The organism is Xanthobacter sp. ZOL 2024 (genome assembly GCF_052932325.1).
On the sequence record NZ_CM128808.1, the window covers coordinates 4,329,389 to 4,344,986 of the forward strand.

Below are 15,598 nucleotides of genomic sequence, written 5' to 3' on the forward strand. Positions count from 1 at the left end.
CCGATCACCAGCGGTAATGCGAGAACGCCCGGTTGGCTTCAGCCATGCGGTGCGTGTCTTCGCGTTTCTTCACGGCAGCGCCGCGGTTGTTGGCAGCATCGAGCAGCTCGGCGGACAGACGCTCCACCATGGTCTTCTCGTTGCGGGCCCGGGCCGAGGCGATCAGCCAGCGGATGGCCAGGGTCTGGCGCCGCTCGTTCCGCACTTCCACGGGCACCTGATAGGTGGCACCACCCACGCGGCGGGAGCGAACCTCCACCGCCGGCGCAACGTTCTCGAGCGCCTGGATGAAGACTTCCACCGGATCGTGCTTGGCCTTGGCCTCGACAACGTCGAGAGCGCCATACACGATGGTCTCAGCCACCGACTTCTTGCCGTCGCGCATGACGGAATTCATGAAGCGCGACAGGGTGGTGGAGCCATACTTCGCGTCCGGAATGACTTCGCGGCGCTCGGCCTTGTGACGACGTGACATCGTTCAGTTCCTCACTTCAGCCGGATCACTTCGGCCGCTTCGCGCCGTACTTCGAACGGCGCTGCTTGCGGTTCTTGACGCCCTGCGTATCGAGCACGCCGCGCAGGATGTGGTAACGCACACCGGGAAGATCCTTCACGCGGCCGCCGCGGATCATCACCACGGAGTGCTCCTGAAGGTTGTGGCCTTCACCCGGGATATAGCCGATCACTTCGTAGCTGTTGGTGAGCCGCACCTTGGCGACCTTACGCAGAGCCGAGTTCGGCTTCTTCGGGGTCGTCGTGTAGACGCGGGTGCACACGCCGCGCTTCTGGGGGCTCGCCTGGAGCGCCGGCGCCTTGTCCCGCGCCTTCTGCGCTTCCCGCGGCTTACGGATCAGCTGGTTGATCGTCGGCATGTACGCCTTCGCCTCGTCCTGACCTGCGGCCTCGACCGCACTTTTAAGTTCGACGACCCTGCTGGGCCGCCACGGCTGGCCACCTTGCGGCGACCTTACGAAATTCCCTCCGACCGCCGGCTCAGGGCCGGCTGGCCGCACCACGAACAGAAAAGGCGCCGTCCGCCACCGCCAAACGAGCGGCGAACACGCCTTGTTCGCGACAGAGGATCACAACGTACAATCCCCGAAGGGTGACGCTGCGATCATGCACCTGAAGTTATCGCAGTGCTGTTCCTGGCAGCGATGCGGTGTCGGGAGGGGCGCGGACCTCAGGAAGCGGTGACGCTTTGACCGGGGTCGACTGCTGCGCCTCTCGCGGTGACACCAACCGCCTGCCGCGAAAGTGGGCTGCTTCTAGCTGCAGAGTCGCCGTGCGTCAAGGCTTCGCAGGCTGTCGCGCGGAGAAAAGGCCCGCCCGACATGAAAAATCTCGCGCGCCACCCCGGCGAAAGCGGTGCCAATGCAAGAATTCGTTAACCATAAGAAAAGGGCGCGGCACCAAAGTACCGCGCCCCGGAACTCACAAAACCGTGAGGATCAGCCCAGCAGGCCGGCGACGCCGTCCCGCTCCTCGAGCAGCTCCTTGAGGGTCACCTCGAACTTGGCCTTGGAGAAATCGTCCATGGGCAGGCCCTTGACGACGTCGTAATCGCCATTGGCGCACACCGCCGGCACGCCGAACACGATGCCTTCCGGCACGCCATAGGAGCCGTCGGAGGCGACGCCCATGGAAACCCAGCCACCATTGGTGCCGTGGATCCAGTCATGCATGTGGTCGATGGCCGCATTGGCTGCGGAGGCGGCCGAGGACAGGCCACGGGCCTCGATGATGGCGGCGCCGCGCTTGCCCACGGTGGGGATCAGCGTGTCGCGATACCAAGCCTCGTCGCCCACCAGCTCCGGCAGCGGCTTGCCGTTGACGGTGGCGAAGCGATAATCGGCATACATGGTCGGGGAGTGGTTGCCCCACACCGCGAGCTTCTCGATGTCCTGGCTCAGCACGCCGGCCTTCTTCGCGAACTGCGAGAGGGCGCGGTTGTGGTCGAGCCGCAGCATGGCCGTGATGTTGCGCGCCGGCAGGTCCGGCGCGGACTTGGCGGTGATGTAGGCGTTGGTGTTGGCCGGGTTGCCCACCACCAGCACCTTCACGTCGCGCTTGGCGACCTCGTTCAGGGCCTTGCCCTGCACCTTGAAGATCTCGGCGTTGGCGGACAGGAGGTCGGCGCGTTCCATGCCCTTCGAGCGCGGGCGCGCGCCCACCAGGATGGCGGCGTCGATGTCCTTGAAGGCGACCTTGGGGTCATCGGTGATGACGACGCCGGCAAGGTTCGGGAACGCGCAATCCTCAAGCTCCATCACAACGCCACCGACGGCGCCCTGGGCCTGGGGCAGGTCGAGGAGCTGCAGAATAACCGGCTGATCCTTGCCGTACATGTCGCCATTGGCGATGCGGAACAGAAGGGAATAGCAAATCTGACCGGCGGCGCCCGTGACGGCGACGCGAACGGCGGGTTTGGTCATGAGAAAATGCCCTTTGCCTTGAGTGAGCCCCGAAGGCTCGGGCGCGCAATCTATGCTGCGAAGTTCGAATTGGAAAGCCGCTCAGGGCACGAACTGCACCGCTGAAGGTCAAACCTTGGTCTGTGGTGCCGAGCATGGCAACACGTGCGCCAAGGCGCGCGGACGGCCCCCTGCGCGCCCCCGCGGCAGCCCACCCAGAATCGATCCGGAGAGAAAGACGGCGATGCCGTGCCGTCAGACGATCACCACCCGATTGTCGAGCTCGTCGGTGTCACCGGGCTGGGGCGGAAGCTCGGAGGCGAGTAGCTCGCCCGCCTTCTGGACGCCCGCCACCAGGCCATCGGCCAGATGGCCCTGCCGCGCCGTGCGCGCCACCGTATCGCAGATCTCGGCCCAGGCGACGGCACCCAGTGGCCCGTGCACCCCTTCATCCGCGACCACCTCGATGAGATGCTCACGCGCGGCGGCAAAGATCAGAATGCCGGTGCGGCCGCGGGTCTGAGAGACGCCGTGGGACAGGAACGCCTCGATGGCGGCCGAACGGGCGGCGGCCTTCAGGGCCAGCCGCGGCACCGCCCGTTCCGGCATGCCCGGCAGCATCAGCAGACCGGCCACCACCATGAAAATAATCGCCTGGATCTGCAGCAACGACAGCGCGGCCATGGGCCACAGCAGCACCGCGAGCCACGGCAGCACCAGAGCCGCCAGCGCCGCCCACATCACGGAGAAGAAGGGATGCTGCACCAGTGGTGCACGGGCCACCACCACCCGGATCTCCGCCGATGTCCGGCTCTCCGCCGCAGCAACGGCATCGGCGATGCGCCGGATGGTTTCCGGGGGCAGGCCGACATTGCTCGCGGTCGGCTCCTGCGATGCCGTAGCGATATAAGTCATCTCCAACCTCCACCACCGAGGGCCTGGAGAGCAGTGTCCAGACCCGAGCGCCCGCATCCGATCCGCAGGAACGGGCGCGCCTGTGCGACAGCATACAGGGCTTTGCCCAGCGTCGGCAGCCGCACTCTTGTCAGAAGAGCGCGAGCCTTGCCACCCCTGAGCGCGAAAAAACAGGTCTCATGACACCGTCACCAGCTGCCGGACGCGCCGCCGCCACCGGAGGATCCCCCGCCTCCGGACCAGCCCCCCGATCCGCCGGACCAGCCGCCGCTCGAGCGGCTCCAGTCCCAGGTGGTGATGGGGCCGGCGGCGACGCCCCCTGCGCGCCGGCGCCGCCCGGCCCGGCCGCCACCGGAGCCGCCGCCGCGGGTCACGCGCCAGATCACATAAGCCCAGAAGGCCAGCATCAGCACCAGGAAGATCAGATCTTCCCAGTCCTCGGCCGTCATGCCCGGAGTTTCGGCCTCCCGCGCCCGGGCGCGGGCCTCCTCGGGATCGAGGTTGAGAATCTCAAGGATCGCCTGTGCACCTTTCAAGATGCCAGCGGACATGTCGCCGGCCTTGAAGGCGGGGATAATGGCGTTGCGGATGATGGCGCTCGCCACGGCGTCGGTCAGGATTCCCTCAAGGCCATAGCCCACCTCGATCCGCACCTTGCGCTCCTGGGGCGCCACCAGCAGCAGCACCCCATTGTTCGCCTTGGCCTGCCCGAGGCGCCACGCCCGAAACAGCGCGTTCGCATACTCCTCGATGGACTGGCCTTCCAGCGAGGGGACCGTCGCCACCACGAACTGGTCGCTCGCCTTCGCCTCCTGCGCCGCCAGCAGGCCGTCGAGCTCAGCGCGGGTGGAGGGATCGAGCACATGGGCGGCATCCACCACCCGCCCCGACAGATCCGGAAAGGTCAGCGCCCACGCCAGGGTGAGGGCGCCCAGCAAGGCCAGCAGGCTGGCGCCGAAGCCCACGCTCCAGCGTGCGCCACGCCATACGCGGCGGCGCGGCGCGCTGCCCCTTGCCATCATCTGCCCGTCCTCAGTTGAACTTCACCTTGGGCACCTGCATCTGCTCCTCGGAGATGGTGAAGGTCTCCATGGGCTTGTTGGCGCGGTAGAGCGTCGCCGCCCAGAGCAGCCCCGGGAAGGTCCGCAGCTCGGTGTTATAGGCCTGCACCGCGCGGATATAGTCGCGCCGGGCGACGGCGATCCGGTTCTCCGTGCCTTCGATCTGCGATTGCAGGGCCAGGAAGTTCTGGTTCGACTTCAGGTCCGGATAGGCTTCCGACACCGCGATCAGCCGCCCGAGCGCCCGCGACAGACCCGACTGCGCGTCCTGGAACTGCTTGAACTTTTCCGGATCGGTGATGGTCGAGGCATCGACTGTGATGGCGGTGGCCTTAGCCCGCGCTTCCACCACGGCGGTCAGAACGTCCCGCTCCTGGGCGGCATAGCCCTTCACCGTCTCCACCAAATTGGGAATGAGATCGGCGCGCCGCTGATACTGGTTCAACACCTCGCTCCAGGCGGCCTTGGCCTGCTCCTCGGAGGTGGGAATGGCATTGACGCCGCACCCTGCCAGCAGCAGCGACACCATCACCACGAACAAGGGAGCACGCACTCCCGCGAAGCGCGCCGCGAAGGTTTGCGACATTCCCCCCTCCATCCTCAATCTGACTCGCGCACCTTATAGCATAGCCGCGCCGCTGCAGCGCCCGTGGGGAAGCCCCCTGCCCGCCCCTGCCCGCCCCTGCTCCGCCCCGGCGCAAAACGAAACTGCCGCCGTCTCCGGACGGAAACGGCGGCAGCATCAGTGATGGCGCCCGGGCGGGCCGAGGGTGGCACACGCCCGGCCGACAGGGGCATCAGGCCGGCGAAATCATCTTCTCGGGACGAACGATGGCGTCGAATTCCTCGTTCGTCACATAGCCGCCACCCACCGCCTCGTCGCGCAGGGTGGTGCCGTTCTTGTGGGCGGTCTTGGCAATCTTGGCGGCTGCGTCATAGCCGATCTTCGGCGCCAGCGCCGTCACCAGCATCAAGGAACGCTCCAGGCCAGCCTTGATGTTGTCTTCCCGCGGCTCGATGCCCACCACGCAATTGTCGGTGAAGCTCACCGCAGCGTCCGCCATCAGCCGCACCGACTGCAGGAAGTTGTAGGCCATCACCGGGTTATACACGTTGAGCTCGAAGTGGCCCTGGCTATCGGCGAAGGTCAGCGTGGCGTTGTTGCCGAAGATCTGCGCGCAAACCTGGGTCATGGCCTCGCACTGCGTAGGATTGACCTTGCCCGGCATGATGGAGGAGCCGGGCTCGTTCTCCGGCAACGCCAGCTCGCCGAGGCCGGCGCGCGGTCCCGAGCCCAGCAGGCGGATGTCGTTGGCGATCTTGAACAGCGACGCCGCCACCGTGTTGATGGCCCCGTGCGAGAACACCATCGCGTCGTGGGCGGCCAGCGCCTCGAACTTGTTGGGGGCGGAGGTGAACGGCAGACCGGTGATGGCGGCGATCTTCTCGGCCACCTTCTCGGCGAAGCCGATGGGCGCGTTGAGGCCGGTGCCGACGGCGGTGCCGCCCTGCGCCAGCTGCATCAGCGCCGGCAGGGTCTGCTCGATGCGGGAGATGCCGTTGGCCACCTGCTGGGCATAGCTGGAGAATTCCTGGCCGAGGGTGAGCGGGGTGGCGTCCTGGGTGTGGGTGCGGCCGATCTTGATGATATGCGCCCAGGCCTTGGCCTTGGCGTCCAGGGCCGCATGCAGGTGCTTCAGGCCGGGAATGAGCCGCTGAACGATCTCCTCCGCGCACGCCACGTGCATGGCGGTGGGATAGGTGTCGTTGGACGACTGGCTCATGTTCACGTGGTCATTGGGATGAACCGGCTTCTTCGAGCCCTTTTCCCCGCCGAGCATCTCGATGGCCCGGTTGGAGATGACCTCGTTGGCATTCATGTTGGACTGCGTGCCCGAACCGGTCTGCCAGACCGCCAGCGGGAAGTGGTCGTCCAGCTTACCGTCGATGACTTCCTGCGCCGCGGCGACCACCGCGTCGGCCAGCTTGGGATCCAGCCGACCCAGGTCGCGGTTGGCTTCGGCGGCCGCGCGCTTGATGATGCCGAGGGCCCGAACGATCGGCAGCGGCTGCTTTTCCCAACCGATCTTGAAGTTGCCCAGCGAGCGCTGCGCCTGTGCGCCCCAATACCGATCGGCGGAAACTTCGATGGGACCGAAGGTGTCGGTCTCGGTACGCGTTGTCATGCGTCTGCCCTCTCTTCTTGATCGCGCGGCGGCGCGCTCATAGCACAGGTGAGGGGCCCACGGGGAGAGATCCGCGCGGCACGGGACGGCCAAGGGGCCGAGGCAGCGGCGCGGGACCATCCGTGGACATCAACTAAATTAATTCCAAAACGGTAGCGGGCGGAGGATTCACCCCTTCATTTTCGCCATATCTTCACCATCACTGCAGAGGTAATCTAGTCTCTGTAGAGATGGTCGTCAGAGGCAGGACGTCGACCATCTTGTAAACACATAGCGGTCGGCTTTGGGGGAGCCTGCCGTTCCAATGAGGTCAAGCGTTGGGCGACCTATTGAACCTTCATCGCGAACGCAAGGCGCGAGCGCGCCGCGCGGCGCAGGCGCAGGCAGAGGAGAACCGCGTTCGATTCGGACGCTCCAAAGCCGAGCGTGTGGCCGTCGCGACCGAGCTCGAGCGGCAGCGGACCCGCCATGACGGTCACGCCCTGACCGAGAGGGAAGAACATGAAAAGCCCCGTGGTTAAGAGGTCCATCGTCATCGCGGGCCACAAGACCAGTGTGAGCCTCGAAGACGCGTTCTGGGAGGCCCTGAAGGAGATCGCGGCGAGCCGACGGCTGACGCTGTCCGACTTGGTTGCAACCATCGATTCCGCGCGGACGCAGGGCAACCTGTCCTCGGCCATCCGCCTGTTCGTGCTCGACCATTATCGCGGCGCGGCGCAGAACACCCCCGCGGTCGGCAGCACCGAGCGACTGGGTGTCACCAGCCCTCCCGTTGCGTAATGCACAACGAGTTCCTATCTGCGTCCTGCATGGACCGTGCGTCGCGTTGAAACGCGGCGCACGGTTTCCTATAACCGCATCCCTTGGCGGGACGGCGCAGCCGCCTGCGGATTCGCCTCATGTCGGCCGGCCAGCTCCGCCGACGGGGCGGGTTTGACCCTCGGCCAGGTGTGGTGCTCGGGCGAGACACGATGAGACGCGGGCGCCGTTCAGTGGCACCGCCGACGGGAGACGACGGATGTCGTGGAAGAATCAGAGTGGCGGCCCATGGGGAAGCGGGCCGCGCGGCCCTTGGGGTTCTGGGCCGCAATCCTCGGGACCCACGCCTCCGGACATTGAAGACCTGATCCGCCGCAGCCAGGACCGGCTGCGCACGATGATGCCCGATGCCTTCGGCTTCAAGGGCGTCATTCTGCTGGTGGCCCTGGTGATTGCCGGCTGGCTACTGTCCGGCTTCTATCGGGTGGAACCCGATGAGCAGGGCGTGGTGCTGCGCTTCGGCAAGTTCGTGGCCATCACCCAGCCGGGCCTGAATTACCATTGGCCCTACCCCGTCGAGACCGTGCTCACCCCCAAGGTGACCCGCGTCAACCGCATCGACATCGGCATGCGGGTGGGTGACGACCTCCGGCGCTCCGCCGCCGTCATGCGCGACGTACCGGAAGAGAGCCTGATGCTCACCGGCGACGAGAACATCGTCGACGTGGATTTCTCGGTGTTCTGGGTCATCTCCAATGCCGAGAAGTACCTGTTCAACGTGCAGAATCCCGAGGGCACCATCAAGGCGGTGGCGGAAAGCGCCATGCGCGAGGTGATCGGCCGCACCGACATCCAGCCGATCCTCACCGGCGCCCGGCAGAATATCGAGACCGGCGTGCAGGAGCTGATGCAGCACACCCTCGACCAGTATGGAGCCGGCGTGCGCGTCACCCAGGTGCAGTTGCAGAAGGTGGACCCGCCGGCGCAGGTCATCGATGCCTTCCGCGACGTGCAGGCCGCCCGCGCCGACGCCGAGCGTGCCCAGAACGAAGCCCAGACCTACGCCAACCGGGTGCTGCCCGAGGCGCGCGGTGAGGCTTCCCGGGTGGAGAATGCCGCCCAGGCCTATCGTGAGCGCACCGTGGTGGAGGCCCGCGGCCAGGCCGCCCGCTTCCTCAAGGTCTTTGAGGAATATCAGAAGGCCAAGGACGTGACGCGCGAACGCATGTATCTGGAGACCATGGAGCGCGTGCTCGGCGGCGTGGACAAGGTGCTGGTGGATCCCAGCGCCGCGCGTGGCGCCAACGGCGGTGGCGTGATCCCGGTTCTGCCGCTGGGTGATGCGCTGCGTCGCCCCACTGCCCCCACCGCTCAGCCCCAGGGAGCCGCCCGATGAAAAGCCCGATTGTGGGAGGCGTCCTCGCCCTTCTCGCGGTGATCGCCCTGGTGGTGGTCTATTCTTCCGCCTTCATCGTCTATCAGACCCAGCAGGCGCTGGTGCTGCGCTTCGGCGAGCCGCTGGAGCCGGTCACCACCCCCGGCCTGCACTGGAAGGCGCCCTTCATCGACACCGTGGTCTATCTCGACAATCGCATCCTGGATCTGGAGAACCCCTCCCAGGAAGTGATTGCGTCGGACCAGAAGCGTATCGTGGTGGATGCGTTCGCCCGCTACCGCATCACCAACCCGCTGCGCTTCTATCAGGCCGCGGGCACGGTGGAGGCGGCCAATTCCCGGCTGGCGACGGTGCTCAACTCGTCGCTGCGCCGGGTGCTGGGCGAGAACGCCTTCATCGCCGTGGTGCGTGACCAGCGCGAGAACCTGATGCGGCAGATCGGCGAACAGGTGAACCGCGAGGCCGCGGCCTTCGGCATCACCGTGGTGGACGTGCGGATCCGTCGCGCCGACCTGCCCGAGGCCAACAGCCAGGCGGTGTTCCAGCGCATGCAGACCGAACGCCAGCGTGAGGCTGCCGAGATTCGCGCCCAGGGCAATGAGGCCGCGCAGCGGCTGCGGGCCCGGGCCGATCGCGAGGCGGCCATCGTGGTGGCGGAAGCCAACTCCAAGGGCGACCAGCTGCGCGGTGAAGGCGATGCGGAACGCAACCGCATCTTCGCTGACGCCTTCGGCCGCGATCCGGACTTCTTCACCTTCTACCGCTCCATGCAGGCTTATGAGGCCAGCATGAAGAGCGGCGACACACGGCTGGTGGTGAGCCCGGACTCGAGCTTCTTCCGCTACTTCCGCGACCCCTTCGGCGGCACCCCAGCGGCGCCGGCCAAGGCCAACTGAGGCCCGGACGGGGGCGGCATGACTGATTTTCTCGCCGCCCTCGGGCTGATGCTGGCCCTCGAAGGTCTCAGCCTTGCCGCCTTCCCCAATGCGTGGCGCCGTGCTGTCGAAGCGGTGCTCCACGCGCCGGAAACCCCCATGCGCGTCGCCGGCCTTGCCGTCGGTGCGCTGGGCGTGGTGCTGGTGTTCGTGGTGCGCGTGCTGCTGCACTGACGGGCCCCAGCCTCCTCCCCTCTTCTCCCCCGCACCGTTCCGCAGGGGCGCAAACGCGGCCCCCTTGGCGGCACAGCGCGCCGCGCCGGCCATCCATCCTTCCGCCGCCGGCTTCACGCGCCGCGCGGGTCCACGGCCCCGCACCGAACGGCGCCCGCCCGTACACGGTGCGACGACAGCAGTTCACCCGGTCCGGGGGATGTGAACGCGCCCGGCGCTTTACCCCTTGCGCCCTTCGCTCCGGCGGCGCAGCCTTCCGCCATCGCTGTTTCGTCGAGGAGACCGATGTCCCCATCCGCTCGCCCCGTTCCCGGTCGTTCCCGCGTGCTTTACCGGCGGCTTGCCGCTCTGGCGCTGGCGCTGGCCATCATCGGCTCTCCCTTCGTCGCCGGCCCGCTGGCGGCCGCCTCGGGCAAGGGGCCGGACACCGTGGCCGACGTGGCCGAGAAGGTGATGGATGCCGTGGTGAACATCTCCACCTCGCAGACCGTTGCCGCCGCCCGCAGCGTCCCCACGCCGCAGCTGCCGCCGGGCTCGCCATTCGAGGACTTCTTCGACGAGTTCTTCAAGCACCGTCAGGATGAGGAGGGGCAGAACCGCTCCCGCCGGGTGTCGTCGCTGGGGTCGGGCTTCGTCATCGACCCGTCCGGCTTCATCGTGACCAACAATCACGTCATCGCCGATGCCGACGAGATTTACGCCAATTTCAACGATGGCACGAAGCTCAAGGCCGAGCTGATCGGCCGCGACACCAAGACCGACATCGCCCTGCTGAAGGTGACGCCCGAGAAGCCGCTGACCGCGGTGAAGTTCGGTGATTCCGAGAAGCTGCGGGTGGGCGATTGGGTGATGGCCATCGGCAACCCGTTCGGCCTCGGCGGCACGTTGACCGTGGGTGTCGTGTCAGCCCGCAATCGGGACATCAATTCCGGCCCCTACGACAATTTCATTCAGACCGATGCCGCCATCAACCGCGGCAATTCCGGCGGGCCGCTGTTCAACATGGCCGGCGACGTGGTGGGGGTGAACACCGCCATCATCTCCCCCTCCGGTGGCTCCATCGGCATTGGCTTCGCCGTTCCCGCCTCCACCGTGCAGCCTGTGGTGGCGCAGTTGCAGCAGTTCAAGGAAGTCCGGCGCGGCTGGATCGGCGTGCGGATCCAGACCGTGACCGACGACCTCGCCGAGAGCCTCGGCATGGGCAAGCCGCGCGGCGCCCTGGTGGGGGTGGTCAACGACGGCAGCCCGGCGCAGAAGGCCGGCCTTAAGCCCGGCGACGTGATCGTGAAATTCGACGGTCGCGACGTGAAGACCGTGCGCGATCTCACACGCACAGTGGCCGACACCATGGCTGACCGAGAGGTGGATGTGGTGGTGGTGCGCCAGGGCAAGGAGGACACCTTGCGCCTCAAAGTGGCGCGTATGCCTGATGAGGACAAGGCAGAGCCCGGCCAGGGGGCGGACGACCCCAAGGCCGCCCCGCGCAAGACGCTGGGCCTGGAGCTCTCGCCCATCACCGAGGACCTGCGCCGTCGCTACAACATCAAGAGCAGCATCACCGGCGCCGTCATCACCAGCGTGGAGAGCGGCACCGATGCCGCCGACAAGGGCCTGAAGGCCGGTCTGGTCATCGTCCAGGTGGGCCAGGAGGCCGTGTCGAGCCCGGCCGATGTGCAGAAGCAGATCGACGCCCTGCGCAAGCAGAAGAAGAAGTCCGCCCTGTTCCTGGTGTCCGATGGCCAGGGCGAGCAGCAGTTCGTCACCGTCCCTCTCGATTGAGAGGGACGGTCGGAGACAGCTCAGGCGCTGCGGATATCGTCGCGGGTATAGCCCTGCATATAGAGCAGCGCGGTGAGGTCGCCGTGGTCAATGCGGGCGTGCGCGGCCGCAGCCACCTGCGGCTTGGCGTGGAAGGCGACACCGAGGCCGGCTTCCGCCAGCATCGCGAGGTCATTGGCCCCGTCACCCACGGCCAGGGTCTCGGACGGCGCCAGATGCAGCCGGTCGCGCAGTTCCACCAGGGCGGCGAACTTGGCGTCGCGGCCCAGGATCGGTTCCGCCACGGCGCCCACCAGCTCGCCGCCCTCCACCAGCAAGGTGTTGGCGCGGTGTTCGTCGAAGCCGATCTGTTCGGCGATGGTCGAGGTGAACAGGGTGAAGCCGCCGGAAACCAGCGCGGCATACGCGCCATTGGCGCGCATGGTCGACACCAGCTCGACCCCACCCGGGGTGAGGCGGATACGATCGCGCAAAACCTCTCCCACCACATTCGCCGAGAGGCCACGCAGCAACGCCACGCGCTCGCGCAGAGCGGATTCGAATTCGATTTCGCCCCGCATGGCCCGCTCGGTGATGGCGGCGACATGCAGCTTCAGGCCGGCCATGTCCGCCAGTTCGTCGATGCACTCCTGCAGGATCATGGTGGAATCCATGTCCGCCACCAGCAGACGCTTGCGCCGGCCGGCTTCGAGCTGCACCACCACGTCGATGGGCGCACCCTTCAGAGCCGCGCGCACGGCATCGGCGATGGCGTGGGCGTTGGCGCCCAGCGTCGGCGCGAAGTGAATGTCGACAGCCACATCGTGCTCGAGAACCACGGGCTCCTGGGCATGGGGCAGAACGGCACGGGCTTCATGGATTGCCTCGCGCGTCAAAGCCGGGGCAGATGGATTCGAGATCAGCGTTGCAACGTAGGCCATGGACAAACCGGACAGAGAACAAGGAAAGGCGGCGGTGGTTCTGATTGCCGGACCCACCGCCAGCGGCAAGTCGGCACTCGCCCTCGCGCTCGCCGAGCGCACGGGTGGTATGGTCCTTAATGCAGATTCCATGCAAGTCTATGGTGATCTTGCGGTGCTGACGGCGCGACCGAGCGACGCGGACCTCCTGCGCGCGCCCCATCTGCTTTATGGCTATGTGGACGGCGCCGCCGATTACTCGGTGGGGCATTGGCTGCACGATGCCACCGCAGCCATTGAAGCGGCCCATGCGCAGGGGCGCCTGCCCATTGTCGTGGGCGGCACCGGGCTCTATTTCCGCGCGCTGACCCAAGGGCTCGTGCAAGTTCCGCCGATTCCAGAGGACATCCGGGCGCAGGTGCGGGAGGCGGCCGCACCGGCCAGCAACACGGACCTGCATGCGCGTCTGGCGATGGTCGATCCGACAGCGGCGGTGCGCATCGGCACCAACGATCGCCAGCGGATCCTGCGGGCGCTGGAGGTGGAAGCCGCCACCGGGCGCCCCCTGTCCGCCTGGCAGCACGACACACCGGCTGCGCCCCTGCGCCGGGATACGCTGGTGCGGCTGGTGCTGGACGTGGAGCCAGAGGTGTTGCGGGGGCGGATCGACGCGCGCTTCCTCACCATGATGGAGGCGGGGGCCCTCCAAGAGGTGGCGGCGCTGGCGGCGCGCGGCCTGCCCGCCGACCGCACCATTCTGAAGGCCCACGGCGCGCCCGCCCTCACCCGCCATCTGCGCGGCGAGATCAACCGGGACGAGGCCGTTGCCGAGGGCCAGAACGACACCCGCCGCTATGCCAAGCGCCAGCGCACCTTCTTCCGCCACCAGATGGCGGACTGGCCGCGCGCACGGCCCGAAGCGGCGCTGGAGGTGCTGATCCGGGACCTGGCCCGTCAGCGCCCGGCCTGAAGCCCGCCGGCCGGCCGCCGGCCGGACCGGGCTGGTGTGCCGCGCACCGCCGCCAACGCCGCCAGGGCGAGGCCACCCGCCAGCACCCACCACACCGGCCGAGGCCCCAGATCGAGGGACAAATTGGCGGCCGCCACCAGCCAGGGGTCGACCCGCGTGCCCACCCCATACCAAACCACTTCCAGCCCCCCGGTGAGTCCGGCGCCCACCACAGCCAGCCCGGCGAGACGCAGCGGGGTCACGCGGCCGGCGAGGCGCGCAGCAATCCGGTAGAGAAACAGCAGCACCAGGGCCCCGGTCATCAGCACGGGTTCGGTGACATCGAGCTTGGATTGAATGAAGAAGTGCAGGGTGGCGAGCACGGCAATGAGATACACGGCCTGGTGCAGCCGCGCCCAGCGCCGCGCCCCAAGCCGCCGGATGGCGCCGTCATAGGAGGTGGCGCCCAGCACCAGCAGCAGCGCCACCGCCAGCATGCCGATGGCGAGATAGGTCCGCAGCACGATCTCCTGCGCCGCCCGCAGCGCCCCCTGATCCACGATGAACAACGCCAGATGCGCCACTGCATAGGCCAACGCCGCCAGCCCGAGGGTGCGCCGGGCGAAGAACAGCTTGGGCCATTGCAGCACCAGCCGCAGCGGCGTCACGGCCAGGCTCAGAACCAGAAAGCGCAAGGCCCACAGGCCCGTGAAATGGATCGCCTCAGTCCAGGGCCGCGCGCCGAGATCGCCGCCGAGGGCCACCGCGGCCAGCCACACCGCCGGGCTCACCGCCAACAGCAGCGCCCCGGTCTTCTCCGCGCTGAACGCGCCGGACCGCTCATGAAACAGCCGCAGAGAAGACACCCGCATGCCCTTCGCCTCGCAACATCACCGATGGCGCGCGCCATCGGGCGCGCTTGATGATGTTTACGAGGGGATGGCGGCCAGCGTTACGCCGGCCCGCGCACGAGTGCGTGAGCGCTTCAGGCGTTCAGGTCCGCATCCACCTGCGCCTTCAGGCTGGGATCAATGCCGAGGGCGCCGGCGAGCTGGCTCAGATAGGCCCGTTCCACCGCACTGTCGGGCCGGATGGCCATGGCCGATGCCGCATAGAGCTGCAAGGCGGCCTCCGGGGTGGTCGCGGCATCCACAACCCGCTGCGGATCCACCGGCGTCGTCAGATAGTGGATGAGCGCCTGCTGATCGGGGCTGCCGGCCCCCATGCGGGCGATGCCGCCGGTGATGCGGTTCAGTTCGTCCTGATCGAGCTGACCATCGGCCTGGGCCGCCGCCGCCATGGCCAGCAGCAGCGCCTGCGAGAAGGCCTCCGGCCCGCCGGGGGCGGCCACCGGTGAGAAGGCGCTGGAGGTCTCATCCACGAAATTCGCGCGGCCCCCCTGCCCCGCCTGCCATTTGCGGAAGGCGTTGAAGGCCAGCATTCCGATCACCGCCAGGCCGCCATACTTGAGCAGGTCCGAACCACCGCTGGGCGCGCGGCCGTCCGGCGTCGGCGTGGGCGCTGGCTGCGGAATGGAGGGTGAGGACGGCTGGGAGGACGGCACCGAAGCGGGCACAGATCCCGCGCCGCCCAAAGCATCCTGCGCGAAATCACCCAGTCCCCCGCCGCCACTGCGGCTGCCACCTGACGCCGCGCCGCCACCGAGGATCTGGCCGAGCACGTCGTTCAGGCCACCGGGGAGCCCGCCCTCCGATCCGCCAGAGGGGGCACTGGAGCCGCGGCCGCCCCCGAGGATGCCGCCAAGAAGATCGCCGAGCCCCCCCGGCAAACCCGCCGGCGTGCCACCGGAGGCCGCGCCGCCGGTGTTGCCTCCGCGCGAAGGCGAGGTGCCGCCGAGCACCTGCCCCAACACCTCGCCGAGAATGGAATCGAGGCCGCCGGACGGGGCGGGCGCGCTGCCGCCACGGCCAGCACCGCCGAGGACGTCCTGCAGAATATCCCCCAGGCCGCCGGCGCCGCCAGAGGCGCTCCCACCGCGCACGCTGCCATTGCGCAGGGCGGCGCCCAGCAATTCACCCAAGAGGCTGCCAGCGTCTGCCATCGGTTTGTCCTCCATCAAAACGGCCGCCTACTCTTAACCCGAGCATCGCGCGACGCAATGCGATCGCCG

General features: G+C 67.7%; 17 protein-coding genes. 7 read left to right on the plus strand and 10 right to left on the minus strand.

Features of this window, described 5'->3' with window-relative positions:
• Positions 1-4 precede the first annotated feature (4 nt).
• The 7 genes from rpsG to fumC form a co-directional block, all read right to left on the minus strand.
• A complete protein-coding gene (gene rpsG / locus ACU4E7_RS19885) occupies positions 5-475 on the minus strand; it encodes a 30S ribosomal protein S7 (RefSeq protein ID WP_238121331.1) in 471 nt (156 codons plus the stop codon).
• A gap of 25 nt (positions 476-500) precedes the next feature.
• The gene (gene rpsL / locus ACU4E7_RS19890) at positions 501-872 is read right to left on the minus strand and encodes a 30S ribosomal protein S12 (protein ID WP_012113697.1); all 372 of its coding nucleotides are present in this window, start codon (positions 870-872) and stop codon (positions 501-503) included.
• A gap of 579 nt (positions 873-1,451) precedes the next feature.
• A complete protein-coding gene (locus tag ACU4E7_RS19895) occupies positions 1,452-2,435 on the minus strand; it encodes a malate dehydrogenase (RefSeq protein WP_238121330.1) in 984 nt (327 codons plus the stop codon).
• 234 nt (positions 2,436-2,669) lie between these two features.
• Positions 2,670-3,329, minus strand: a complete 660-nt coding sequence (locus tag ACU4E7_RS19900) for a TPM domain-containing protein (protein ID WP_238121329.1) — start codon at positions 3,327-3,329, stop codon at positions 2,670-2,672.
• A gap of 188 nt (positions 3,330-3,517) precedes the next feature.
• The gene (locus ACU4E7_RS19905) at positions 3,518-4,351 is read right to left on the minus strand and encodes a TPM domain-containing protein (RefSeq protein ID WP_447019900.1); all 834 of its coding nucleotides are present in this window, start codon (positions 4,349-4,351) and stop codon (positions 3,518-3,520) included.
• Positions 4,352-4,361: 10 nt separating this feature from the next.
• Positions 4,362-4,976 (minus strand): LemA family protein, encoded by a 615-nt coding sequence (locus tag ACU4E7_RS19910; RefSeq protein WP_443266667.1) that lies wholly within the window; start codon positions 4,974-4,976, stop codon positions 4,362-4,364.
• A gap of 211 nt (positions 4,977-5,187) precedes the next feature.
• Positions 5,188-6,576, minus strand: a complete 1,389-nt coding sequence (gene fumC / locus ACU4E7_RS19915; RefSeq protein ID WP_447019901.1) for a class II fumarate hydratase — start codon at positions 6,574-6,576, stop codon at positions 5,188-5,190.
• Between the two features lie 329 nt (positions 6,577-6,905).
• Here fumC and ACU4E7_RS19920 point away from each other — a divergent pair, with 329 nt between their 5' ends.
• From ACU4E7_RS19920 to ACU4E7_RS19945, 6 genes are all read left to right on the plus strand, one after another.
• Positions 6,906-7,097: a DUF4169 family protein gene (locus ACU4E7_RS19920; protein ID WP_238121432.1), complete on the plus strand. Its 192-nt coding sequence runs from the start codon at positions 6,906-6,908 to the stop codon at positions 7,095-7,097.
• Entirely contained in the window at positions 7,078-7,356 is a 279-nt protein-coding gene (locus ACU4E7_RS19925; RefSeq protein ID WP_238121326.1) for a ribbon-helix-helix domain-containing protein, read from the plus strand. Before ACU4E7_RS19920 ends, ACU4E7_RS19925 begins: the two co-directional genes overlap by 20 nt.
• Positions 7,357-7,594: 238 nt before the next feature.
• Positions 7,595-8,731, plus strand: a complete 1,137-nt coding sequence (hflK, locus tag ACU4E7_RS19930; RefSeq protein WP_238121325.1) for an FtsH protease activity modulator HflK — start codon at positions 7,595-7,597, stop codon at positions 8,729-8,731.
• A complete protein-coding gene (hflC, locus tag ACU4E7_RS19935; RefSeq protein WP_238121324.1) occupies positions 8,728-9,627 on the plus strand; it encodes a protease modulator HflC in 900 nt (299 codons plus the stop codon). Before hflK ends, hflC begins: the two co-directional genes overlap by 4 nt.
• A gap of 18 nt (positions 9,628-9,645) precedes the next feature.
• Positions 9,646-9,840 (plus strand): DUF2065 domain-containing protein, encoded by a 195-nt coding sequence (locus ACU4E7_RS19940; RefSeq protein WP_238121323.1) that lies wholly within the window; start codon positions 9,646-9,648, stop codon positions 9,838-9,840.
• Between the two features lie 285 nt (positions 9,841-10,125).
• On the plus strand, positions 10,126-11,619 hold the full coding sequence (locus tag ACU4E7_RS19945; RefSeq protein ID WP_238121322.1) for a Do family serine endopeptidase: 1,494 nt from the start codon (positions 10,126-10,128) through the stop codon (positions 11,617-11,619).
• A gap of 20 nt (positions 11,620-11,639) precedes the next feature.
• On the opposite strand, the gene serB is transcribed toward ACU4E7_RS19945, so the two are convergent.
• Positions 11,640-12,539 carry a phosphoserine phosphatase SerB gene (gene serB, locus ACU4E7_RS19950; RefSeq protein WP_447019902.1) on the minus strand — a complete coding sequence of 300 codons (900 nt, stop codon included), beginning with the start codon at positions 12,537-12,539 and terminating at the stop codon, positions 11,640-11,642.
• Here serB and miaA point away from each other — a divergent pair.
• Positions 12,538-13,488 (plus strand): tRNA (adenosine(37)-N6)-dimethylallyltransferase MiaA, encoded by a 951-nt coding sequence (gene miaA / locus ACU4E7_RS19955; protein WP_447019903.1) that lies wholly within the window; start codon positions 12,538-12,540, stop codon positions 13,486-13,488. The genes serB and miaA overlap by 2 nt on opposite strands.
• Here the strand turns inward: miaA and ACU4E7_RS19960 are convergent.
• Together ACU4E7_RS19960 and ACU4E7_RS19965 are read right to left on the minus strand one after the other, a co-directional pair.
• The gene (locus ACU4E7_RS19960) at positions 13,473-14,339 is read right to left on the minus strand and encodes a sulfite oxidase heme-binding subunit YedZ (protein ID WP_447019904.1); all 867 of its coding nucleotides are present in this window, start codon (positions 14,337-14,339) and stop codon (positions 13,473-13,475) included. The two genes, miaA and ACU4E7_RS19960, sit on opposite strands and share 16 nt — an antisense overlap.
• Before the next feature lie 113 nt (positions 14,340-14,452).
• Positions 14,453-15,529, minus strand: a complete 1,077-nt coding sequence (locus ACU4E7_RS19965; RefSeq protein WP_447019905.1) for a tellurite resistance TerB family protein — start codon at positions 15,527-15,529, stop codon at positions 14,453-14,455.
• Positions 15,530-15,598 lie beyond the last annotated feature (69 nt).